This is a genomic window from Variovorax sp. 10N432 (assembly GCF_056394465.1).
The window spans coordinates 1-19028 of record NZ_JBFTHX010000066.1; the positions used below are offsets into that span (position 1 = coordinate 1).

At 63.9% G+C, this 19028-nt stretch carries 20 protein-coding genes and 1 pseudogene; 5 read left to right on the forward strand and 16 right to left on the reverse strand.

Annotated elements, in window-relative coordinates:
* Positions 1 to 253: 253 nt before the first annotated feature.
* A pseudogene (locus AC1DF3_RS35010) lies at positions 254 to 364 on the reverse strand (IS5/IS1182 family transposase); the annotation flags it as partial.
* 79 nt (positions 365 to 443) lie between these two features.
* On the opposite strand from AC1DF3_RS35010, the gene AC1DF3_RS35015 reads away from it, so the two are divergent.
* Positions 444 to 1586 (forward strand): IS110 family RNA-guided transposase, encoded by a 1143-nt coding sequence (locus AC1DF3_RS35015; protein ID WP_478142517.1) that lies wholly within the window; start codon positions 444 to 446, stop codon positions 1584 to 1586.
* 570 nt (positions 1587 to 2156) lie between these two features.
* Here AC1DF3_RS35015 and ccmI read toward each other — a convergent pair.
* The 14 genes from ccmI to napE are packed head-to-tail and all read right to left on the reverse strand — an operon-like array spanning position 2157 to position 13198.
* Positions 2157 to 3386 (reverse strand): c-type cytochrome biogenesis protein CcmI, encoded by a 1230-nt coding sequence (ccmI, locus tag AC1DF3_RS35020; RefSeq protein WP_301816388.1) that lies wholly within the window; start codon positions 3384 to 3386, stop codon positions 2157 to 2159.
* The gene (locus tag AC1DF3_RS35025) at positions 3383 to 3814 is read right to left on the reverse strand and encodes a cytochrome c-type biogenesis protein (protein WP_301816387.1); all 432 of its coding nucleotides are present in this window, start codon (positions 3812 to 3814) and stop codon (positions 3383 to 3385) included. The genes ccmI and AC1DF3_RS35025 overlap by 4 nt, the downstream gene beginning before the upstream one ends.
* A complete protein-coding gene (locus AC1DF3_RS35030) occupies positions 3811 to 4332 on the reverse strand; it encodes a DsbE family thiol:disulfide interchange protein (protein WP_301816393.1) in 522 nt (173 codons plus the stop codon). Before AC1DF3_RS35030 ends, AC1DF3_RS35025 begins: the two co-directional genes overlap by 4 nt.
* Complete coding sequence (locus AC1DF3_RS35035; RefSeq protein ID WP_301816386.1) at positions 4329 to 6347, reverse strand: heme lyase CcmF/NrfE family subunit; 2019 nt, start codon at positions 6345 to 6347, stop codon at positions 4329 to 4331. Before AC1DF3_RS35035 ends, AC1DF3_RS35030 begins: the two co-directional genes overlap by 4 nt.
* Complete coding sequence (ccmE, locus tag AC1DF3_RS35040; RefSeq protein ID WP_478142518.1) at positions 6344 to 6802, reverse strand: cytochrome c maturation protein CcmE; 459 nt, start codon at positions 6800 to 6802, stop codon at positions 6344 to 6346. The genes AC1DF3_RS35035 and ccmE overlap by 4 nt, the downstream gene beginning before the upstream one ends.
* The gene (gene ccmD, locus AC1DF3_RS35045; protein WP_478142519.1) at positions 6792 to 6938 is read right to left on the reverse strand and encodes a heme exporter protein CcmD; all 147 of its coding nucleotides are present in this window, start codon (positions 6936 to 6938) and stop codon (positions 6792 to 6794) included. Before ccmD ends, ccmE begins: the two co-directional genes overlap by 11 nt.
* Entirely contained in the window at positions 6935 to 7702 is a 768-nt protein-coding gene (ccmC, locus tag AC1DF3_RS35050) for a heme ABC transporter permease CcmC (protein WP_478142520.1), read from the reverse strand. The genes ccmD and ccmC overlap by 4 nt, the downstream gene beginning before the upstream one ends.
* A gap of 11 nt (positions 7703 to 7713) precedes the next feature.
* The gene (ccmB, locus tag AC1DF3_RS35055) at positions 7714 to 8379 is read right to left on the reverse strand and encodes a heme exporter protein CcmB (RefSeq protein ID WP_478142521.1); all 666 of its coding nucleotides are present in this window, start codon (positions 8377 to 8379) and stop codon (positions 7714 to 7716) included.
* Complete coding sequence (gene ccmA, locus AC1DF3_RS35060; RefSeq protein ID WP_478142522.1) at positions 8345 to 9022, reverse strand: cytochrome c biogenesis heme-transporting ATPase CcmA; 678 nt, start codon at positions 9020 to 9022, stop codon at positions 8345 to 8347. The genes ccmB and ccmA overlap by 35 nt, the downstream gene beginning before the upstream one ends.
* Complete coding sequence (locus AC1DF3_RS35065; RefSeq protein ID WP_301816380.1) at positions 9015 to 9704, reverse strand: cytochrome c3 family protein; 690 nt, start codon at positions 9702 to 9704, stop codon at positions 9015 to 9017. Before AC1DF3_RS35065 ends, ccmA begins: the two co-directional genes overlap by 8 nt.
* Before the next feature lie 19 nt (positions 9705 to 9723).
* Positions 9724 to 10212 (reverse strand): nitrate reductase cytochrome c-type subunit, encoded by a 489-nt coding sequence (locus AC1DF3_RS35070; RefSeq protein ID WP_478142523.1) that lies wholly within the window; start codon positions 10210 to 10212, stop codon positions 9724 to 9726.
* Between the two features lies 1 nt (position 10213).
* On the reverse strand, positions 10214 to 12718 hold the full coding sequence (napA, locus tag AC1DF3_RS35075) for a periplasmic nitrate reductase subunit alpha (protein ID WP_301816379.1): 2505 nt from the start codon (positions 12716 to 12718) through the stop codon (positions 10214 to 10216).
* Positions 12708 to 12986, reverse strand: coding sequence for a chaperone NapD (locus AC1DF3_RS35080; protein WP_301816378.1), 279 nt, complete (start codon positions 12984 to 12986; stop codon positions 12708 to 12710). The genes napA and AC1DF3_RS35080 overlap by 11 nt, the downstream gene beginning before the upstream one ends.
* A gap of 53 nt (positions 12987 to 13039) precedes the next feature.
* On the reverse strand, positions 13040 to 13198 hold the full coding sequence (gene napE / locus AC1DF3_RS35085) for a periplasmic nitrate reductase, NapE protein (protein WP_301816377.1): 159 nt from the start codon (positions 13196 to 13198) through the stop codon (positions 13040 to 13042).
* A 577-nt stretch (positions 13199 to 13775) separates the two neighbouring features.
* Here napE and AC1DF3_RS35090 point away from each other — a divergent pair.
* Entirely contained in the window at positions 13776 to 14978 is a 1203-nt protein-coding gene (locus tag AC1DF3_RS35090) for a BamA/TamA family outer membrane protein (protein ID WP_301816376.1), read from the forward strand.
* A gap of 31 nt (positions 14979 to 15009) precedes the next feature.
* Here the strand turns inward: AC1DF3_RS35090 and AC1DF3_RS35095 are convergent, their stop codons facing one another.
* Positions 15010 to 15573 (reverse strand): BPSL1445 family SYLF domain-containing lipoprotein, encoded by a 564-nt coding sequence (locus tag AC1DF3_RS35095; RefSeq protein WP_286510601.1) that lies wholly within the window; start codon positions 15571 to 15573, stop codon positions 15010 to 15012.
* 419 nt (positions 15574 to 15992) lie between these two features.
* Between AC1DF3_RS35095 and AC1DF3_RS35100 the strand changes: the two genes are divergently transcribed.
* The 3 genes from AC1DF3_RS35100 (at position 15993) to AC1DF3_RS35110 (ending at position 18640) form a co-directional block, all read left to right on the forward strand.
* A complete protein-coding gene (locus tag AC1DF3_RS35100; RefSeq protein WP_478142524.1) occupies positions 15993 to 17987 on the forward strand; it encodes a PAS domain-containing protein in 1995 nt (664 codons plus the stop codon).
* A gap of 73 nt (positions 17988 to 18060) precedes the next feature.
* The gene (locus AC1DF3_RS35105; RefSeq protein ID WP_478142525.1) at positions 18061 to 18315 is read left to right on the forward strand and encodes a hypothetical protein; all 255 of its coding nucleotides are present in this window, start codon (positions 18061 to 18063) and stop codon (positions 18313 to 18315) included.
* Between the two features lie 151 nt (positions 18316 to 18466).
* The gene (locus AC1DF3_RS35110) at positions 18467 to 18640 is read left to right on the forward strand and encodes a hypothetical protein (protein WP_478142526.1); all 174 of its coding nucleotides are present in this window, start codon (positions 18467 to 18469) and stop codon (positions 18638 to 18640) included.
* Positions 18641 to 19028 lie beyond the last annotated feature (388 nt).

A 19028-nucleotide genomic window follows, 5' to 3' on the forward strand; every position in this document is an offset into this window, starting at 1 on the left:
AATGTCGACGGCAATGACGGTTCGTTCCATGATGGCCTCCATTCGATGTTGACGGTGGGACGCTCACTCTGACACTGCCGAGGTGTCGTGCCTAGCAGTAGTAGGAGGGAGGCGCCCATACCATCTGATCAATGAACGACGTCGTCGGAACTGAGGACATCACGACGCGATGCGGTTGCGATTCCGGTCAACGTCGCGCCGTGAGGTCTGTCCGCCGGGCGTTTTTCGCCTCTTTCGAGGCCACTTTCGGTGCTCAAGACGCACCCCGGGCATGAGTGACCAGCAGCGACCTCTTGGCGATGGCCAGATTGGCCAGCCCGCACAGGCTGAACAGCTGCGCCTCGTTCTTCGCCAAGCCCTTGTAGATGCTATGTAGGACTGGCCAAATCGGCTCAACGAGCTAGAACCGTATTTCCGATTCTCTGTTGCAAAGGAGTATGGAAATGACGACGACCCGAACAGTCCTACGCGATAAGGATACGGCCGTGGGCGGCGATCTGTACATGAGCTTCGAACTCGGCGACAAGCGTTGGCAGATGAGCATCGCTGATAGCCGGCGCTGCGTGAGTCGCTACACAGTCGCTGCCGGCGATACAGCTGCCGTGGCTGATTGCATCGTCAAGGCCGCTGCGCGGCTGCACACGGGCGCCAGGGCGCAGGTTCACAGCTGCTACGAGGCTGGGCGTGACGGTTGGTGGCTGCATCGCTGGTTGAGCGACTTAGGTGTCGACAACATCGTGGTCGACGCGGCAAGCATCGAGGTCAACCGACGCGCACGGAGAGCCAAGACCGACCGGCTCGATGCGGACAAGCTATTGGCCATGCTCGTTCGCCACCACGCGGGTGAGCACGTCTGGTCGGTGCTGCGCGAACCGAGCCCCGAGGACGAAGACGCGCGCCGTGTGCATCGCGAACTGCAACGCCTGACGCAGGAGCGCATCGCGCACACGAACCGCATCGGATCGCTGCTGGTGCTGCACAACCTGCGGCCGGGGATCGTCATTGGGGGACGCGATTGGCTAGGGTGGTGGGACCGTCATCGCGATCAGGTGCCGTCGCAATTGCGTGCAGAGATCGAGCGAGAGGGAGCGCGCCTGAAGTTGGTCAGGGAGCAAGTCCGCATGGTCGAAGCTGCGCGCTGCAAGGAGTTGGCCGAGGGTAAGCAGCCGCTCGTCGCGCACCTCACACGACTGCGTGCGATCGGACCCAAGGGCGCCTGGGTCCTTGTGAAGGAAGTGTTCGGCTGGCGTCACTTCGCCAACCGGCGCGAACTCGCAGGCAGCCTAGGCTTGGTGCCCACGCCGTATGCCAGTGGCAGCAGCGAGATTGAGCAAGGCATCAGCAAGGCCGGGAACAGGCGAGTGCGAGGCTTGCTGGTGGAACTGGCTTGGAGCTGGGTACGCCTACAGCCCGGCAGCGCGCTGGCGCAGTGGTTCAACCGGCGCTTCGCCGGTGCGGGAAAGCGCATGCGTCGCGTGGGCATCGTGGCCTTGGCACGGCGATTGGCCATCGCACTATGGCGCTATCTACAGGACGGCGAGATCCCGGCGGGTGCTCGCCTGAAGGTGACCACAGCTCACGCCTGAGCGAACATTGGACACACCGAACAACCAACACAACGCCAACATCATGATCAAAGGTCGACGCGCCCGTAAGACCCGTGGGTCGCCATACGGCAACCGTTCTTATAGAAGGGGCGCGTCGGTAATCGGGGATTGCCAGCGCATCTGGCGCGCATGCTGCATGTGGTGTCGGACTCCAACGTCCCGCACGGATAGAAGCTTGTTCGAGTGCCTACTCGGACCTCAAAGAGTCCCCGACCTCGGATCACCATGGATGTCGTACACCGTCGGCTCCCCTATAGGTTGCCGTCAGCAGGTCCCGCCATGACCGGGCATGCCTTGACAAACCAGTCCTCATAGAAGCGGGTCTTCGCATCTCCGCCAGGAATGACCTCTCCTGCAAAAAGCAGGCGTTCGTGCTTGTCAAGGGTGAACTCGTCAACGTATGCCTCGCCCACCCCAAAAAATCGAAGGCCCCATCAAGTCTTCGGCGGCCAATCTGATCGGCGGTCCAGGCTTGGATCACGGATCAACATCGGCGGGCGCCGGCCTCAATTGAGAACGGAAAGTGAGCCCCGTTGTCTTAAGAAGAGATCACGGAATCATCTTGTCCGCGAGCAGAACTAGGTCTTCTTTCCCAAGCGTGACCTGCGCAGCCGTTCCAGTCAGGTCACCGGACTGCGGAGCCGCTTGGCCGGAACGCGTCACTCGCACTTCCACCGTCAACATATCGAAGCGCGAGATCGGCAGATCGGGCGACATCGCCAAGCTGTCGTCGAGCACGAATTTCGCCGGCAGGTCCTTCGCCTGCAATCGCAGCACGGCAACCGGCATGCGCCCGGTCGAGGGTGCGCGGGCCAGCACGAAGACGGTGTCCTGCGGCGAGACCTTTTCAAGCAAGGGCGTTGCGATGGAAACGGTGCCGCCGACCCGCTTGAAAATGGGTTGGGCCGTCGGCTCGGCGCGTGGCGTGACATCCTGCTGTACACCCAAACGCGCCAGATCGCCCGCTATCTTCACTGCGGCATCGGAGTCGGTCGGAAGCAGCTCGAGGACCCGCTTCCAATGCTGTCCTGCCGCCGCGACATCTCCGCGCTTGAAGGCGGCCATGCCGGCGAGCGCCAACGCCTTGGGATGGTTCGCATCGATCGCCAATGCAGCGTCTATGGCCGCCTGCGCCGGGCCGGTCAGGTCGCCATCGCGGGCCGAACCCAACGCGTCGGCATAGTCGGCAAGCAACTGCGGCTGGTTGGGAGCGAGCGCCACCGCCTTTTGGTAGGCCACCACCGCGTCGTCATAGCGCTGCAGGACCTCGTAGGACCGGGCCAGCACGATCCAGCCTTCGACATCGTCGGGTTGCGTTCGCAGCCGCAAGGCGAGCCGGCTGACCATGCCCTCCATTTCGGTGCCTGCGTTCTCGTGCGAATCGGCCTGCTGCGCGGACAGTACCTGCGTCGCCATGGCGATCGGGTTGCCCACGTGGAGGTAGAGCACGAGTGCCGCTGCCGGCAAGCCGAGGCTCAGGACTCCGGCGACGCCCCAACCCATCCACGGCCTGGCCGGAAGTGCGGCCTGCAAACGCGCTTGCGACGACTCTTCCAGCGCCTGTCGTTGCAAGTCGTCTATAGCCTGCGCGCGATCCTGCGCACTCAGCACGTTCGCGTTGAAATCCTTCTCGAGCTGCGCCAGTTGGTCGGCGTAGAGGCGGCGCGCAAGGTCTGCCGACGCCACCGCCTTCGTCGCTGATTCCCGGAGCAATGGAGGTATCACAAACAACAGCGCTACAACCAGCAGCGCTACAGCGGCGAGCCACAGGCCCGTCATGGTGCATCTCCGTTCAGCAACGACGCAGCGCGCGCCTGCTCGGCCGGCGTCAGCGGCGCGGGCTCATAGCGATTGCGCCGCGACACCAGACGCCACATCGCCACGAACCCGACGCCCAGTAGCGCGAAGGGCCCTATCCACAGCAGCCACGTCGACGCCGTGAAAGGCGGGTCGTAGCGTACGAAGGCGCCATAGCGCTGCTCGAAAAAAGCCCTGATCTGCTGCTCGCTCTTGCCCTGAGCGAGTTGCTCACGGATCTGCTGGCGCATGTCGGAAGCCAGTGGCGCATTCGATTCGGCCAGCGTCTGGTTCTGGCACACCAGGCAGCGCAAACTGGCCGAGAGATTCGCTTCCCTTTCCTCGATGGAGGTTGCCGCAGCCACACCGCACAACGCCGCGCACAACATCAGAGCAAACCAACGGCTCATTGCAGGCTCCGCACCACCGGCAGCAGGCGCGCCTGCCAGATTTCGGCAGTGATCGGCCCCGGATGCTTGTAGCGAATGCGGCCCGCGCGGTCGATCACGAAGGTCTCGGGCACGCCGTACACCCCGTAGTCGATTCCGATGCGGCCGTCGATGTCCACGGCCGAGCCGCGATAGGGGTTGCCGTAACGTTGCAGCCAACTGCGCGCCGCGTCGCTCTTGTCCTTGTAGTTGAGCCCAAAGATCGCCACGCCGTCCTTGCCGGCAAGTTCCATCAGCACCGGCAACTCGTCGCGGCACGGTGCGCACCACGACGCCCACACGTTCAGCAGCCAGACCTGCCCGCGCAGGCTGTCGACCTTGAAGGTCTGCTGCGAGTCATGCAACAGCGGCAGATCGATGGCGGGCGCGGGCTTGTCAATCAATGCCGAAGGCAGCACTTTCGGATCGCGCGTCAGCCCGAAGGCCAGCACGATGGCCAGCACGATGAAGATCGCGAAGGGCAGCTTGAAGCGCATCAGAGGCCCTCCTGCCGCCCGAACGCCACCGCACCGCCCACAGCCGCGCCCCCAATGCCTGCCGTGCGGCGAGCGGCAACGCCCAGGCGATACCGGCGATCGCTCGCCGCGAGCAAGCCGCCGAAGGCCATCAGCAGGCAGCCCACCCAGACCCACGCCATGAACGGCTTGACGTGGAGCCGCAGGGTCCACGCTTGCTCTCCAGCCGGCTCACCCAACGCCACGAAGAGGTCTCGCGTCACGCCGACATCGAGCGACGCTTGGCTCAGCGGCATCTGCTGCGCCCGATAGATGCGTTTCTCCGGATGCAGCGTGGCCTCCACTGCGCCATTGCGGGTCACGAGCACTGTGGCGCGTAGCGCCTCGAAGTTGGGGCCCTTGCTCGGCGCGATGCCCTGGAGGCGAAACGCGTAGCCGGCCATCGTGACGTTGTCGCCCACTTGCAGCTTCAACTCCTGCTTGCTTTCGAAGCCATTGGCCATCGTCGCGCCAAAGATGAACACGCCGATGCCCGCATGCGCGACCAGCATGCCGTACCAGCCGCGCGGCTGCCGACGGGCGCGTTCGAGCCAGCCGCCCTTTACGCTGGCGAGGCGCTGCCACGCATGCAGCATGGCGCTGGCAACGGCCCACGCGGCCAGTAGCAGTGCAAAGGTGGACAGCGGCGACCACGCGCGTCGATCGGCGGGCAGCCCCAGCGGCAACAGCAACGCGGCCACGCCGCTGGCCGCCAGCGCCCAGCGAAGGCGGCCCGCCAGTTCGGGCAGCGACGCTTGCTTCCAGCGCGCCACCGGCCCGACGCCCATCAGGAAGATTGCTGGGACCATGATCGGCACGAACACCGCCTCGAAATACGGCGGCCCCACGGAAATCTTCTGACCGGTGAGTACGTCGAGCGCGAGGGGATACAACGTGCCGATCAACACCGCCGTAGCCGCGACCGTCAGCACGACGTTGTTGGCCAGCAGCAGCGACTCACGTGACAGCAGCGCGAAGCGACCACCCAGGCCGATGCGCGGTGCGCGCCAGCCGAACAGCAGCAGCGAGCCACCCACCACCGTCACCATGAAGGCCAGGATGAACAGCCCACGCCCAGGATCAACCGCGAACGCGTGAACCGAAGTCAGCACCCCCGAGCGGACCAGGAAGGTCCCCAGCAGACTCAGCGAGAACGTGCAGATGGCGAGCAAAACCGTCCAACTGCGGAACGCCCCGCGCTTTTCAGTGACTGCCAGCGAATGGATCAGCGCCGTGCCCACGAGCCAAGGCATGAACGACGCGTTTTCCACCGGGTCCCAGAACCACCAACCGCCCCAACCGAGCACGTAGTAGGCCCAGGCACTGCCCAGCAGGATGCCGAGCGTGAGGAACATCCAGGCGGCCACCGTCCACGGCCGCGACCAGCGCGCCCAGGCCGCATTGAGCTCGCCCGACAGCAGCGCCCCGATGGCAAAGGCAAACGCCACCGAGAAGCCCACATAGCCCATATAGAGGATGGGCGGGTGCACCACCATGCCAGGGTCTTGCAGCAACGGGTTCAGGTCGCGCCCTTCCAGCGCAGGGGGCATCAGGCGCGCGAACGGGTTCGACAAGAACAGCAGGAACAGCAGGAAGCCGACGCTCAGCCATGCCATGACGGCCAGTACGCGCGCCACGTAGGCCTCGGGCAGTTGGCGGCTAAACAATGCGACGGCCAGCGTCCATGCGGTCAGCAAGCACAGCCACAGCAACATCGATCCTTCGTGCCCTCCCCACACCGCCGCGAAGCGGTACACGGCGGGCAGGTCGCCATGCGAGTTGGACGCCACATAGAGCACCGAGAAATCGTTGTCGAGAAAGCTCCATGCAAGGCACGCGAACGCGATGGACGCGAAGACGAACTGACCGAGCGCGGCCGGGCGCGCGAGCCGAATCCAGCCGGCCACACCCCAGTGCGCGCCGGCCAGCGGCAAGCTGCCCTGCAGCACCGCGATGAGCAGCGCAAGCACAAGGCTGAAGACGCCGATCTCGGGGATCATGGATGTGCTTCCAGTGTGGGCGCCGTGTGCGCCTGCCGTGCCTTCTCCAGGGCTGCAGCCGCTTCGGGCGGCATGTAGTTTTCGTCGTGCTTGGCTAGCACCTGCGTGGCTTCGAACGAGCCGTCGGCACGCAGCCGCCCTGCCACCACCACGCCCTTACCCTCGCGGAAGAGGTCCGGCAACAAGCCGCGATAGCTCACCGGCACGCGCTGTGCGAGATCAGTGACGACGAAGCGCACGGTCAACCCGTCGCTCCCACGCTGCACCGAGCCGCCCTCCACCAGCCCACCGATGCGAAACGCGCTGTTGCGCGGCGCTTCGTTGGCCGAGACCTGGCTCGGGCTGAAGAAGAACACGAGATTGGAACGCAGCGCGTTGAGCACCAGCAGCGTCGCCAGAGCCAGTACCAGCAGTCCGCCACCGATGATTGCGATGCGTCGGTGCCTAGGCTTCATCTCGCGACCCCGGCAACGGTGCCCGCCCGACCAGCGCGCGGTGGCGCCGCACCAGCATCCACACCTCGGCGGCAAGCAGTACCAGCGTCACGCCATACGCGGCGAGGATGAAGTAGGAATGGTCGCCGCCGTTCATCGTCGCCTCGCCAATGCCTCGCGCTCGTCGATCAGGCAGCGTACGCGCGCCAGTGCGACCGCCGCCGAATACGCCCAGCACGCGCCCGCCATCAACAGCATGCCGGCCAGCATGGTGTGCGCCATCGCAGGCGCCGCTGTCAAGCTGACCGATGCGCCCTGGTGCAAGGTGTTCCACCACTGCACCGAGAAATAGATGATCGGGATGTTGACCACCCCGGCCAGCAGCAGGATGGCGCCGCCGCGGTCGGCTCGGCGCGGGTCGTCGATGGCAGACACAAGGGCGAGGTACCCGAGATAGAGGAATAGCAGGATCAGCTCCGAGGTAAGCCGCGCGTCCCACACCCACCACGTGCCCCACGTCGGCTTGCCCCACACGGCGCCAGTCCACAACGCGATGCCGGTAAAGAGAGCACCCGTCGGTGCCAGTGCCCGGGCCATGAGCGCAGACAGCCGCGTGTTGAAAATCAAGCCCATCGCCGCGTGAAACGCCGCCACGAGGTAGATGAACATCGACATCCATGCCGCAGGGACGTGGATGAAAATGATGCGGTAGACCTCGCCCTGCTGGTGGTCGGTTGGCGCGACCAGAAAGCCGATGGTCGACCCTGCGACAGCCAGCACGCCGGCCAGTATCGCGAACCACGGTACCGCGCGCCCGGCCCAGCCATGGAACACCGCTGGCGAAGCAAAGCGCCGCCACGTGCCGCGCAACGCTAACGCCGGCGCCAGCGCGGATGATTCGATGCGTCGAAGCGAGTCCATGACGCGACTGCTCATTCGACGGCCAGCCGCAAGGCCGCACCGACCGCCCAGGGGCACAGCAACGCCGTCACGAGCAGGGAGGCCCCCAGCAGCGACAGGTGCGGGCTCGCGGGAAAGCCCTGTTGCGTGGCCGTGACGGCGCCGCTGCCGAAGATCAACACCGGCACGCACAGCGGCAACACGATCAGCGCCAGCAGCACATTGCCGCGCAGCCCCAGCGTGAGCGCCGCGCCCAGCGCGCCAAGCAGCACCAGCGTTGGCGTCCCGAGCAAAAGCGACACCAGCAGCACGCCGGTCGCGTGTGCCGACAGCCCGAACTGCAGCCCCAAAACCGGCGCGACGGCCACCAACGGCAGGCAACTGATGAGCCAGTGCCCCACGATGCGGACCCAGACGATGCCCGTCAGCGAACGCGGCGACAGCAGCAGTTGCTCGAGCGTGCCGTCTTCCAAGTCGGGCAGGAACAGGCGGTGCAGCGAAATCATCACGGCCAGCAACGCAGCGACCCACACGACACCGGGGCCGATGGCCGTGAGCATCGCAGCATCGGGGCCGACGGCCAGCGGAAACACGCTGCCAACCACGACAAAGAAAAGCAGTGCGCTGAGGGCGTCCATCGGCCGGCGCGACGCCAGGCGCACTTCACGACCGATGATAGGTATCGAGGCTGCAAGCATTGCTGAGTGTGTCCATGTTGAGAGAGTGTGCGCAAGGGCCTTCGCGACCAATGTCGCGGTGGGTCGTCACTACGGCCACGCCACCGCTACGTGCATGGTCGGCCAGGAACGAGTCGAAGCATTCCTCACCCTCGATGTCCAGGCCGGCGCAGGGCTCATCGAGCAGCCAAAGCGGCCGGCGGCTCAGGACGATGCGCGCCAAGCCCAGCCGGCGTTGCTGACCCTGCGAAAGATGGCGGACCTGCTCGTTCTCGCGGTCGCCGAGCCGCAGGCGCTGCAGCACCTCGCGGCACTGTGCATCGGCGCTGCGGCTGCCCGCGACATAGAGCGAAAAGCGCAGGTTCTCCATCACTGTGAGTTCACCGCTCACGCTGCCGGCGTGCCCCAAGTACGCCACCGCGCCGGCAAACCCCGGGTCGCGCGGATCGACGCAACGGTCGCGCCAATGCACCTCGCCGCGAGTGGGTTGCAACAAGCCGCACAGCAGCCGCAGCAGGCTGCTCTTGCCGCTGCCGTTGGCTCCGCGCACCTGCACCACGTCGCCGGGCGCGGCGTCGAATCCGAGGCCGCCGAAGAGAACGCGCCCTGCCCGCGTGCACTCGAGGTCGCGGACTAAAAGACCCTGCTGCAACAGCTCAGCCACCCGTCCGGGCGGCACCCGGTGCCGCGGAGTCGGGTACGGGGGGCGGTGCCAGTGCCTCATCACCTTCCTTCGGCACGATCTGGCCGGGCGTGTCGGTCGGCGCCGCGCCGGGCGGGATATGCGGTAGCTGATGCGCAATCCCCTTGTGGCAGTCAATGCAGGTCTTCTCCTTGTTGGCCAAGTAAGTCGAATGCATGTTCTGAGCTCGAACGCTCTGTCGCGTGAAGTCCATGTATTCGTAGTTATGGCAATTGCGGCATTCGAGCGAATCGTTGGCCTTAAACCGCGCCCATTCGTGCTGCGCCAGTTCGAGCCGCTTGTCGCGAAACTTTTCCTGCGTGTTGATGGTGCCAAAGACCTTGCCCCACACTTCCTTGGATGCCTGCATCTTGCGGGCCATCTTGTCGGTCCAGTCGTGCGGCACATGGCAGTTGGAGCAGATGGCACGGACGCCCGAGCGGTTGGTGTAATGGATCGTGGTCTTGAGTTCGGCGAACACGTTGTCGCGCATCTCGTGGCACCCGGTGCAGAACTTCTCGGTATTGGTGATTTCCATCGCCGTATTGAAGGCACCCCAGAAGATGATGCCGCCGATGAAGCCGCCGAGCGTCAGGAAGCCCAGGCTGAAGTGCACGCTCGGCCGGCGGATGATGGTCCAGTAGCGCTTGAGGCGTTCGATCATATGGGGCGTCTCGCTGCTTCTACTTCTTGCCGGCCTGTGCCGCAGCCGCTGCGGCCTTCTTCGCCATCTGCTCAGCGTTCTCGAAGCCATTGTTCACCAGCGGCAAGACTGGATCCTGCGCGATATGGCATTGCATGCAGAAATAGCGCCGCGTCGAAATCTGCGGCAGCACCTTGCCAGCGCGGTCAATGTAGTGCGTGGCGCTGACCGGAATGGCTTGCGAGAACTCTGTCTTGCTGCGCGCATGGCAATCGAGGCACTTGTTGAAGTTCTTGTCAATCTGGTAGCCGTCCACGCGGTGTGGAATGGTCGGCGGCTGCATGTCGTAGTTGCGCGGGCGCCGCTGGTCGTCGTTCACGGCATTGCCCAGCAGCGGTGGCGCGGTGAAGTCCGGCACCGGCACCGGCCCTCGCGCTGCATCCACCAGTGGGGTGGAAGGCTGCGCGCCGGTCAGCCCGCAAAGCAGGCCGAACATCAGCGACAAGAGGTGGTGAAGGACGCGCTTCATCTCACACCTTGGTGATTTTTACGGCACACTTCTTGAAGTCCGTCTGGAACGAGATGGGGTCAGTCGCGTCCAGCGTGACCTTATTGATCAACTGGCTCGCATCGAACCAAGGCACGAAGACCAGGCCACGAGGAGGCTTGTTGCGCCCGCGCGTTTCCACGCGCGTTCGCATGCTCCCCCGCCGCGAGCTGATCTGCACCTCGATGCCGCGGCGCACGCCGAGTGCCGCGGCGTCGTCCGGATGCATGTAGCACACGGCATGCGGCACGGCCTTGTGCAGTTCGGGCACGCGGCGTGTCATGGATCCCGAGTGCCAGTGTTCGAGGACGCGCCCGGTCGAGAGCCAGAACGGGAACTCCTTGTCGGGCATTTCCGGTGGCGGCTCGTAGGGCAGCGCGAAGATGAGCGCCTTGCCGTCGGGATAGCCGTAGAACTGGTAGCCAGTGCCCGCCTTCACATACGGGTCGGAACCTTCGCGATAGCGCCACAAGGTCTCCTTGCCGTCTACCACCGGCCAGCGCAGGCCGCGAACCTTGTGGTACGTGTCGAAGGGTGCCAGATCGTGGCCATGGCCGCGACCGAAGCTGGCGTACTCCTCGAACAGACCCTTCTGCACGTAGAAGCCGGCCTCCTTGGCCTCGGCGTTGTCGTAGCCGGCTTCCATTTCGGACGTCGGGAACTTGTCGACCTGGCCGTTGCGGAACAGCACTTCGTACAGCGTCTTGCCGCGGTACTCGGGCTTCTTCGCGATCAAGTCCTCGGGCCACACTTCCTCAATCTTGAAGCGCTTGGAGAACTCCATCAGCTGCCACAGGTCAGATTTCGCTTCGCCGGGCGCCGTGACGAGCTGGTGCCAGAAATGCGTGCGGCGCTCGGCGTTCCCGTAGGCTCCCTCCTTCTCGACCCACATTGCGGCGGGCAGGATGAGGTCGGCCGCCAGCGCTGTCACCGTGGGATAGACGTCCGACACCACGACGAAGTTGTCCGGATTGCGATACCCCGGATAGCCCTCCTGCATCAGGTTCGCGCCCGCCTGCATGTTGTTGTTGACCATGACCCAGTAGGCGTTGAGCTTGCCGTCCTTGAGCATGCGGTTCTGTAGCACGGCGTGATAGCCTGGAATTCCGGGGATAGTGCCTTCTGGCAGCTTCCAGATCTCTTCGGCATGGGCGCGGTGCTTGGGGTTGGTCACCACCATATCGGCCGGCAGGCGGTGGGCAAAGGTGCCCACCTCGCGGGCCGTGCCGCAGGCGGAGGGCTGGCCCGTCAGTGAGAACGGGCTGTTGCCGGGTGTCGAAATCTTGCCGGTCAGCAAGTGGATGTTGTAGACCATGTTGTTGCACCACACGCCGCGCGTGTGTTGATTGAACCCCATGGTCCAGAACGACATGACCTTGACCTTCGGGTCGGCATACAACTCCGCCAGCGCCTCCAGCCGGTTCTTCGGAACACCACTGATCTTCGCCGTGTACTCCAGGTCATAGGTTGACACGAACTTGGCGAAATCGTCGAAGGTGATCTGTTTCGACCCACCGGCGTCGCTCGCACTCTTCGCGGCCTTCTGCAGCGGATGCTCCGGACGCAGCCCGTAGCCGATGTCGGCGTTGCCGAGCCGGAACGAGGTGTGCTTGTCGACGAACTCGCGGTTGACGCGGTTGGTCTTGATGATGTAGTGGGCGATGTAGTTGAGGATTGCCAGGTCCGACTGCGGCGTGAAGGTGAGCTCGATGTCGGCCAGCTCGTACGAGCGGTGCTCGAAGGTCGACAGCACCGCCACCTTCACGTTGTGCCCGCTCAGGCGCCGATCGGTCACGCGCGTCCACAAGACGGGGTGCATCTCGGCCATGTTCGAGCCCCAGAGCACGAAGGCATCGGCGGCTTCGATGTCGTCATAGCAGCCCATCGGCTCATCCATGCCGAAAGTACGCATGAATCCCACCGCGGCCGAGGCCATGCAGTGGCGTGCGTTGGGGTCGAGGTTGTTCGAGCGGAATCCTGCCTTCATCAGCTTGAGGCCCGCATAGCCCTCCCACACCGTCCACTGCCCCGAGCCGAACATGCCCACTGCGGTAGGCCCCTTCTCCTTCAAGACGCGCTTGAACTGCGCGGCCATCACGTCGAAGGCCTGCTCCCACGAGACGGTCTTGAACTCGCCATCCTTCGCGTACTGGCCGTCCTTCATGCGCAGCAGCGGCATCAGCAGGCGGTCCTCGCCATACATGATCTTCGACAGGAAATAGCCCTTGACGCAATTGAGCCCGCGGTTCACTTCCGCCTGCGGGTCGCCATGCGTCGCGACCACGCGGTTGTCCTTCACGGCCACGGTCACGCCGCAACCGGTCCCGCAAAAACGACAAGGTGCCTTCGACCACTTGAGCCCGGTTGCCGTATCGAAACCTGCATCCATCGGCGGCGTCTGCGCATTGCCAGGCAGCGGAATGCCGGCAATCGCACCGGCGGTGGCAGCGGCCGTCTGGCGAATGAAGTCCCGTCTGTCAATGGGCATCCGGGATCTCCTCGTCCATCGCTTCGACCGTGTCGGAGAACTGGTAGACCAACGCAGCCGACAACACACCATCGGTACGCTGGATCTCGCCGATCCGCGACAGCATTTCGTCAGCGCTGTCGGCGTCGAGCGTGACCACGAGTTTTCCGTTGGGGGAGCTGCCATGCACGCGTGCGCCGGGCATTATGGCGATGGTTTCCTCGACGCGCTGCAAGCGCTTGGGGACGGCATGTACCACGAGGCTGCTGATATGCACTTCTTCAGGCACTGTGGCTTCCTTTTAACAGGGGGGCATGGGCGCTGCAAGGCATGCACGATCGCTCAGCTGCCAGGCGGGCCAGCAAATATCTGGTACATCCAGACCAGGAAGCCCCAACCTGCGACGATGATGCCCGCGAGCACGGGCGCCATCACGACGGAAAGGAACAGGAAGCTCCTCAGCTCTTGTCCCTTGGTGTAAGGCTCATTCGATGTTTCCACAGATCTCCTTCACGACGCGGCAACGTCGAGACGAAAGCCGAGATGCGAGCCGATTCTTAGTGGAAGATCTGGCGCTGTCAACCTTGCGGAAACGCCCCTCGGCACATTTGATTCCTTCTCATGTCGTCTGCGTGGACCTCGAGGCTCGGCGGATGCGTGGCTCCCACCCCTTTCCAATAGCTGCCTGCGCTGGGCGCTGATTGCCTTTCGGTTGAGCCAACGACTGCTTCCGTCTTGCTTCCTGCCGTTGAGCGATCGAAGGCGAATGACCGGAGGGGTTTAGGGTTGTCCGATACCTGCCCGTGCGGCCTGACACCGTTGAGCGCGCCAACGGCCTGAGGGCAGATGTTGGACAAGCCTCCATGGAGGAAACCGCGGAATGGAGAGCATCCATTTCCTGGGGGTGTGCAGTGCAGCAAAGTAAGCTTCGGGAATGGAAACTGGGGTGTCTTCCGGGCAGGAGGTCCTGCAGCTGCGCGCAGTGCTGCGGAGCATCAGCCCGCTGATCTGGCGGCGCCTGGAGGCCCCTAATGGGGATTCGTCGCGAAGTTTACACACCCCGTCTGGACATTCAACGATGCGTTTGCTGCCGCACGCCCTGCTTTCTGCGCTTGCCATGGTCGCTTCGACGGACGTCAGCGCCCAGGCCTCGCCCGAACCTTTGCGCGCTGAGGGTGCGTTCACTTCAGAGACCATGAAAGAGCCCGCCCCACGAGGCCGCGAACGGTTCTTCGATCCCGAGGATGGCGCCTTCGACCTGAGCAGCTTCCTCGAGAATCCCCGCGGTTTCCTGCCGATCCCGATCGTCGTGACGGAGCCGGCCGTCGGCTATGGCGGCGGCGCCGCCGGCATGTTCCTGCGGCCACGCAAGGAAGCGGGTGAGGAAGGTTGGTCGCGCCCCGACATCTCGGCCATCGGGGCGTTCGCCACCGAGAACGGGACGAAGGGTGCGTTCGCGGGGGACGCCAGCCGCTGGATGGACGGGCGCCTGCGCACCCTGTTCGGCGCCGCGACCGGACAGGTCAACCTCGACTTCTACGGCCTGGGCCCCGGACTGCCATCGTTGGACCAGAAGGTGCGCTACTCGCTGCAGTTCGCAGGCGCCGTCGCACAGGTCAATTGGCAGCTTGCACCCAAGTCGCCGTGGGCGATCGGCATGCGCTACGTCTTTGCCGACGTCGACCCGAAGCTGCGCGAGGAGCCTCAGCCCGCCGGTCTCGCCGACAGTGCCCGCATCAAGATCTCCGCGCCGACCGCCATCCTCGAGTACGACACGCGGGACAACATCTTCACGCCCACGCGCGGAATCTATGCCGAAACGTCCTGGCTGGCATCCCGCGAGGCCTTGGGCTCGACCGATGACTTCGAGCGCTTCCAGCAGATCGTGATGGGCTGGCAGCCATTGGCACGTGGCGTCACGTTGGGCGTGCGGGGAAGCTATGCCTGGTCGTCCGACGGCACCCCCTTCTTCTTGCGGCCGTTCGTCCAACTGCGTGGCGTCCCCGCGATGCGCTACCAGGGCGACCAGGTGGCCTCCCTCGAAGTGGAGGGGCGTTGGCGCTTCTTTGGCCGCTGGAGCGGTGTCTTGTTCGGCGGGGGTGGGACAACACGCACCACCGGCGAGAATTTTTCCGCCACGCAGAACGTGGGCAGCGGCGGCTTCGGCTTTCGCTACGAGCTGGCACGCAAGTTCGGTCTGGATGTGGGCATCGACGTGGCTCGCAGCCCAGGCACCACGGCGGTGTATCTGGTAGTAGGAAATAGCTGGTTCCGCCCATGACCGAGCGACGGAGAGAGCCGTCTTGGGCGAATCAAAAGTCGAGCTTGTTGACCTTGGTGCCGTCGAGACTGAGGTTGGCCATCAGGCCCGCGTTGCTGAGCGCATATCCCACGACGGGTTGCTGCATGGTCTGCGTATCGACTGCAGCCGAAGCGCCAATCTTCAGCATGGTGACCGAAGCATCCGCGCCCGCCGTCCAGCCCCTGCTCGTGCGGAACTTGTCCAGCGATTCCTGAGTCATGAAGAGCACGAAGACCGCCTTGGAGTCCGCCCCGGCCAGCAAGCCGACCGATGCCGCCGTGGTGCTGTAGTAGCTATCGGTCTTGCCACCCACGCGCAATGCGCCCTGCCCGTAGGAGCCGCCCACCCCCAGCCCGGCCGAAACCACCGCCGGAAACACCAGCACGCCCTTCGCCTTGCCCGTCATTTCGCGCGAGCCCGGGGCCTGAGCGTAGAGCTTGGAAAGTGCGGCATCGACCGACGCATCGATGCTGGCTCGCTTCGCCGCCGGGTCAGCCCCGGTCTTTGAGGTGGTAGTACACCCCGTTGCGAAAGCGGCCAGAAGTACCGTGGCCAGGAACGATCGCTTGTCCATGTTCACTACCTCTGCAGTTGCCTAGTCAAAGCATTGTGCACGCCGAAGTGCAATGGCTCAAGGGGTTGGCCGGCTTCGTGACGCCGTCGATTGCATGGCCCCCGTTCAAGCCCGATTCAGCTTTCCTGGTGATAGTTTCGCTGTTTTTATGGGCCGCGGCCTGGGCTGAAGAGGGCCAGCGAGGCTGAGTCGGAACCGAGCGCCCAGATCCCATGGGGAGGTCTTTTTGGCGCGCATGCTCGTTGAAGTTGTGTTCCCTGATGTCGGAGACGTCCCGCGAATTCAGCCCTTGCTCATCCCCCTCCCTCATGGAGGGGCCAGACGCCGTGTCTCGCAAATATGCTTGGCGTTTCGTCTCCATCCGACCTATGAGTACACACGCCGTCCTAGACACGCACTTCCCTCGAGGCGGCGGACGCATGGGCGCCCTGATGCGTAGTCACGACTGGTCCGATTCGCCTCTCGGGCAACCGGAACAGTGGCCTCAAGCATTGCGCACGGTCGTCGACCTGCTTTTGCAGTCCCAGTTCCCCATGTTTGTCGCCTGGGGTGAGGAACTTGGCTTCATCTACAACGATTCCTACGCCGAGATCCTGGGAGCGAAACATCCGGCGGCGCTGGGCCGGCGCTTCAAGGACATCTGGACAGAAATCTGGACGGACATCGCTCCGCTGATCGATGCGGCCATGAGCGGAAATGCCAGTTTTCACGAAGACCTGCCGCTGGTGATGAACCGCAAAGGCTACGACGAACAGACTTGGTTCACGTTCTCCTATTCGCCCGTGCATGACGACAGCGGCAAGGTCGCCGGCATGTTCTGCGCCGTCTCGGAAAGCACCGGCCGGGTACTGGCCGAACGCGCGCTTCGCGAACTCAACGAGACGCTTGAACGGCGTGTGAGCGCGTCGCTGGCCGAGCGCAAGCTCCTGGCCGACATCGTCGAAGGCATGAACGCCTTTGTCCAGGTGGCCGATCTCGAGTACCGCTGGCTCGCGATCAACCAAGCGGCGGCCAACGAGTTCGAACGCATATTCGGCGTACGGCCCCGCGTCGGATCCAGCATGCTCGAGTTGCTCGCATCGCAACCGGATCATCAGGCGGCAATCAGGGCTGTGTGGTCGCGGGCCCTTGCGGGTGAGGAGTTCGTAGAGATTGCGGAGTTCGGCGATCCTGACCGGGATCGCCGGTCCTACGAGATGCGCTACAACATCTTGCTGGGTGCCGACGGGCAACAGATAGGGGCGTACCAATTTGTCTATGACGTCACCGAACGCGTCCGGGACCAAGAGCGGCTACGCCTGGCTCAGGACATGCTTCGGCAGTCGCAAAAAATGGAATCGCTCGGCCAATTGACGGGCGGCGTCGCTCACGACTTTAACAACCTGCTTGCCGTCTTTGCCAATGGTCTTCAAGTGCTAGAACGCGATGTATCCGCAGAGCAGCGGCAGCGGGTATATGCCAGCATGCGCCGTGCCGTCGCACGCGGAAGCGGATTGACGCGCCAGCTCCTGTCCTTCTCACGCAGACGCACGCCCAATCTTGAGACGATCGACCTGGCTGCGCACCTGGCGCTCACGCGCGACCTGGTGACGAGATCTCTGCGCGGTGACATCGCAGTCGAGATGGAACTCGCCCCTGACCTTTGGCCGGTCGAGGTCGATGCAGGAGAACTGGAGTTGGCCATACTGAACCTGTGCGTGAATGCGCGGGATGCCATGCCCGTTGGTGGCGCGATCAGGATCACCGCGAACAACGTATCCGAAGTGGGCGAGGATGGCGGTTTCGCAAATTTCGTTCGGCTATCGGTGGAGGACAAAGGCTGCGGCATGTCCCCCGAAGTCCAGTCCCATGTGTTCGAGCCCTTCTTCACGACGAAGGACGTCGGCAAAGGCTCGGGCTTGGGCTTGGGCTTGCCGCAGGTGTATGGATTCGTGCAGCAGTCAGGAGGCCAGCTCACCCTCGACAGCCGCGTCGGCGTGGGCACCGTCATCACCTTGCTCTTGCCGCGCTCCCTGCAGCGACCCGTGGTGGCGGTCGATGCCGCCAGCGGAGCAGCCGATCCCAGGAAGGCGCTTGGCCGCGGCCAAGTGCTGTTGGTGGAAGATGACGTCGAAGTAGCGGCGTTGACACGCGAGATGCTCAGCGAACTGGGTTTCACGATCCTCCACGCGGCCAGTTCGACCGCTGCCCTGGGGGCGCTGGCCAACGCGCGAGACATCGACATCGTCCTCGCGGACGTGATGCTCCCGGGCGGTCTGGGCGGTCTGGAACTGGCCCGCGAGATCAGGCGTCGACGACATGGATTGCCTATCGTTCTGACGACAGGCAATCCGGAAGCGACGTCGGAGCGGGGAGCGGTGAGTTCGCGGTGCTTGTCAAGCCTTACAGCCTTGATGAACTGTGGCAGGCGCTGAGCGTTGGTGAATCGTCGACTCGCGCTCGCGGTTGGCGCACTGGCGAACTCTCGTGAGCAACTAGAAACGTGCTTTGAGCTACATCAAAGCAGCGTCCAAGAGCTTGCGTAGCATCACTTCTCACAACAGGAGACTTTCCATGCATGCAACTTCTGAGTCCTTTAAGCGCGATACGGACTTTTTCGACTCCTTGGCTCGTGAAGTGCCTCTCGTCAATTCCTATTTGAATCAGTTGCTGGCGCTCGCACCATGGCCCGCGGCGTTCTGGCGGGGCCAGTCCTCGCGCTATTCAACCTTTCTCGCTGGCGGCGCCCCATTCGATGCCTGACAGCGCGATGCCTGGGTGGCGGGCAGCGATCGGAACATCCGTGGGTGTCGAACCGGGACATTCAGCAAGAAGTTTGAAGCTGAACGACGTGTGACAGTTTGTGACGAACCGGGGATACCGCCAGATCAGAAAATATAGCGCTTCGGCAGCGATGCTGATCAAGCCTGGGGACGCACTGCCCATGCGCCTGCGTGAGTTTGGCATGCTCGTCACCGACGAATGCACCGAAGCCGTCAGGGGTTTCAAGGATGGCAGCGAGCGAGATGCGGGCGACGCGATCCGGAAATCTTCGGTGAATAGCCTGGCATCCTATGGCGCCGACTGAGATTCCGTTCGAGGACCAGCTTCTGGCGTTCAATGCGCGCCTGCGCGCAGCTGCCGCAGGACATCGACGTCCAGGTGGCGTCCGACCGCACCAACACCATCCGCGCCTCGCTGCGCGAGATCGAGATCACGGACACAATGGGGACTTCCCGCCGCGCTGGAGCTTCTGAACGATCGAACGCAATTCCGATGCACAGCCCTGCATGCGTTCGCCAATCGCACGGTGCGCCCGCTATGTGTGTTTGACCGTTTCAGAGAGGATCGGGCGTATGTGCGGAGCGCTTTCCTCTTAGAGGCCCTGTGCCGCCTGACGGCCGAGAACGGCGAATTCGTGTGTGACGACTGCAGGATCGACCATCGGCTCCTCACCTTCGGCGCGCCAATCGTGT

What these genes read in the sequence shown, in the direction of transcription:
- AC1DF3_RS35015 (WP_478142517.1), top strand. Translation starts at nt 444, where the DNA reads ATGACGACGACCCGAACAGTCCTACGCGATAAGGATACGGCCGTGGGC.
- ccmI (WP_301816388.1), bottom strand. Translation starts at nt 3,386, where the DNA reads ATGACGGGCCTGTGGCTCGCCGCTGTAGCGCTGCTGGTTGTAGCGCTG.
- AC1DF3_RS35025 (WP_301816387.1), bottom strand. Translation starts at nt 3,814, where the DNA reads ATGAGCCGTTGGTTTGCTCTGATGTTGTGCGCGGCGTTGTGCGGTGTG.
- AC1DF3_RS35035 (WP_301816386.1), bottom strand. Translation starts at nt 6,347, where the DNA reads ATGATCCCCGAGATCGGCGTCTTCAGCCTTGTGCTTGCGCTGCTCATC.
- ccmE (WP_478142518.1), bottom strand. Translation starts at nt 6,802, where the DNA reads ATGAAGCCTAGGCACCGACGCATCGCAATCATCGGTGGCGGACTGCTG.
- ccmD (WP_478142519.1), bottom strand. Translation starts at nt 6,938, where the DNA reads ATGAACGGCGGCGACCATTCCTACTTCATCCTCGCCGCGTATGGCGTG.
- ccmC (WP_478142520.1), bottom strand. Translation starts at nt 7,702, where the DNA reads ATGGACTCGCTTCGACGCATCGAATCATCCGCGCTGGCGCCGGCGTTA.
- ccmB (WP_478142521.1), bottom strand. Translation starts at nt 8,379, where the DNA reads ATGCTTGCAGCCTCGATACCTATCATCGGTCGTGAAGTGCGCCTGGCG.
- AC1DF3_RS35065 (WP_301816380.1), bottom strand. Translation starts at nt 9,704, where the DNA reads ATGATCGAACGCCTCAAGCGCTACTGGACCATCATCCGCCGGCCGAGC.
- AC1DF3_RS35070 (WP_478142523.1), bottom strand. Translation starts at nt 10,212, where the DNA reads ATGAAGCGCGTCCTTCACCACCTCTTGTCGCTGATGTTCGGCCTGCTT.
- napA (WP_301816379.1), bottom strand. Translation starts at nt 12,718, where the DNA reads ATGCCCATTGACAGACGGGACTTCATTCGCCAGACGGCCGCTGCCACC.
- AC1DF3_RS35090 (WP_301816376.1), top strand. Translation starts at nt 13,776, where the DNA reads ATGCGTTTGCTGCCGCACGCCCTGCTTTCTGCGCTTGCCATGGTCGCT.
- AC1DF3_RS35095 (WP_286510601.1), bottom strand. Translation starts at nt 15,573, where the DNA reads ATGGACAAGCGATCGTTCCTGGCCACGGTACTTCTGGCCGCTTTCGCA.
- AC1DF3_RS35100 (WP_478142524.1), top strand. Translation starts at nt 15,993, where the DNA reads ATGGGCGCCCTGATGCGTAGTCACGACTGGTCCGATTCGCCTCTCGGG.
- AC1DF3_RS35110 (WP_478142526.1), top strand. Translation starts at nt 18,467, where the DNA reads ATGCTGATCAAGCCTGGGGACGCACTGCCCATGCGCCTGCGTGAGTTT.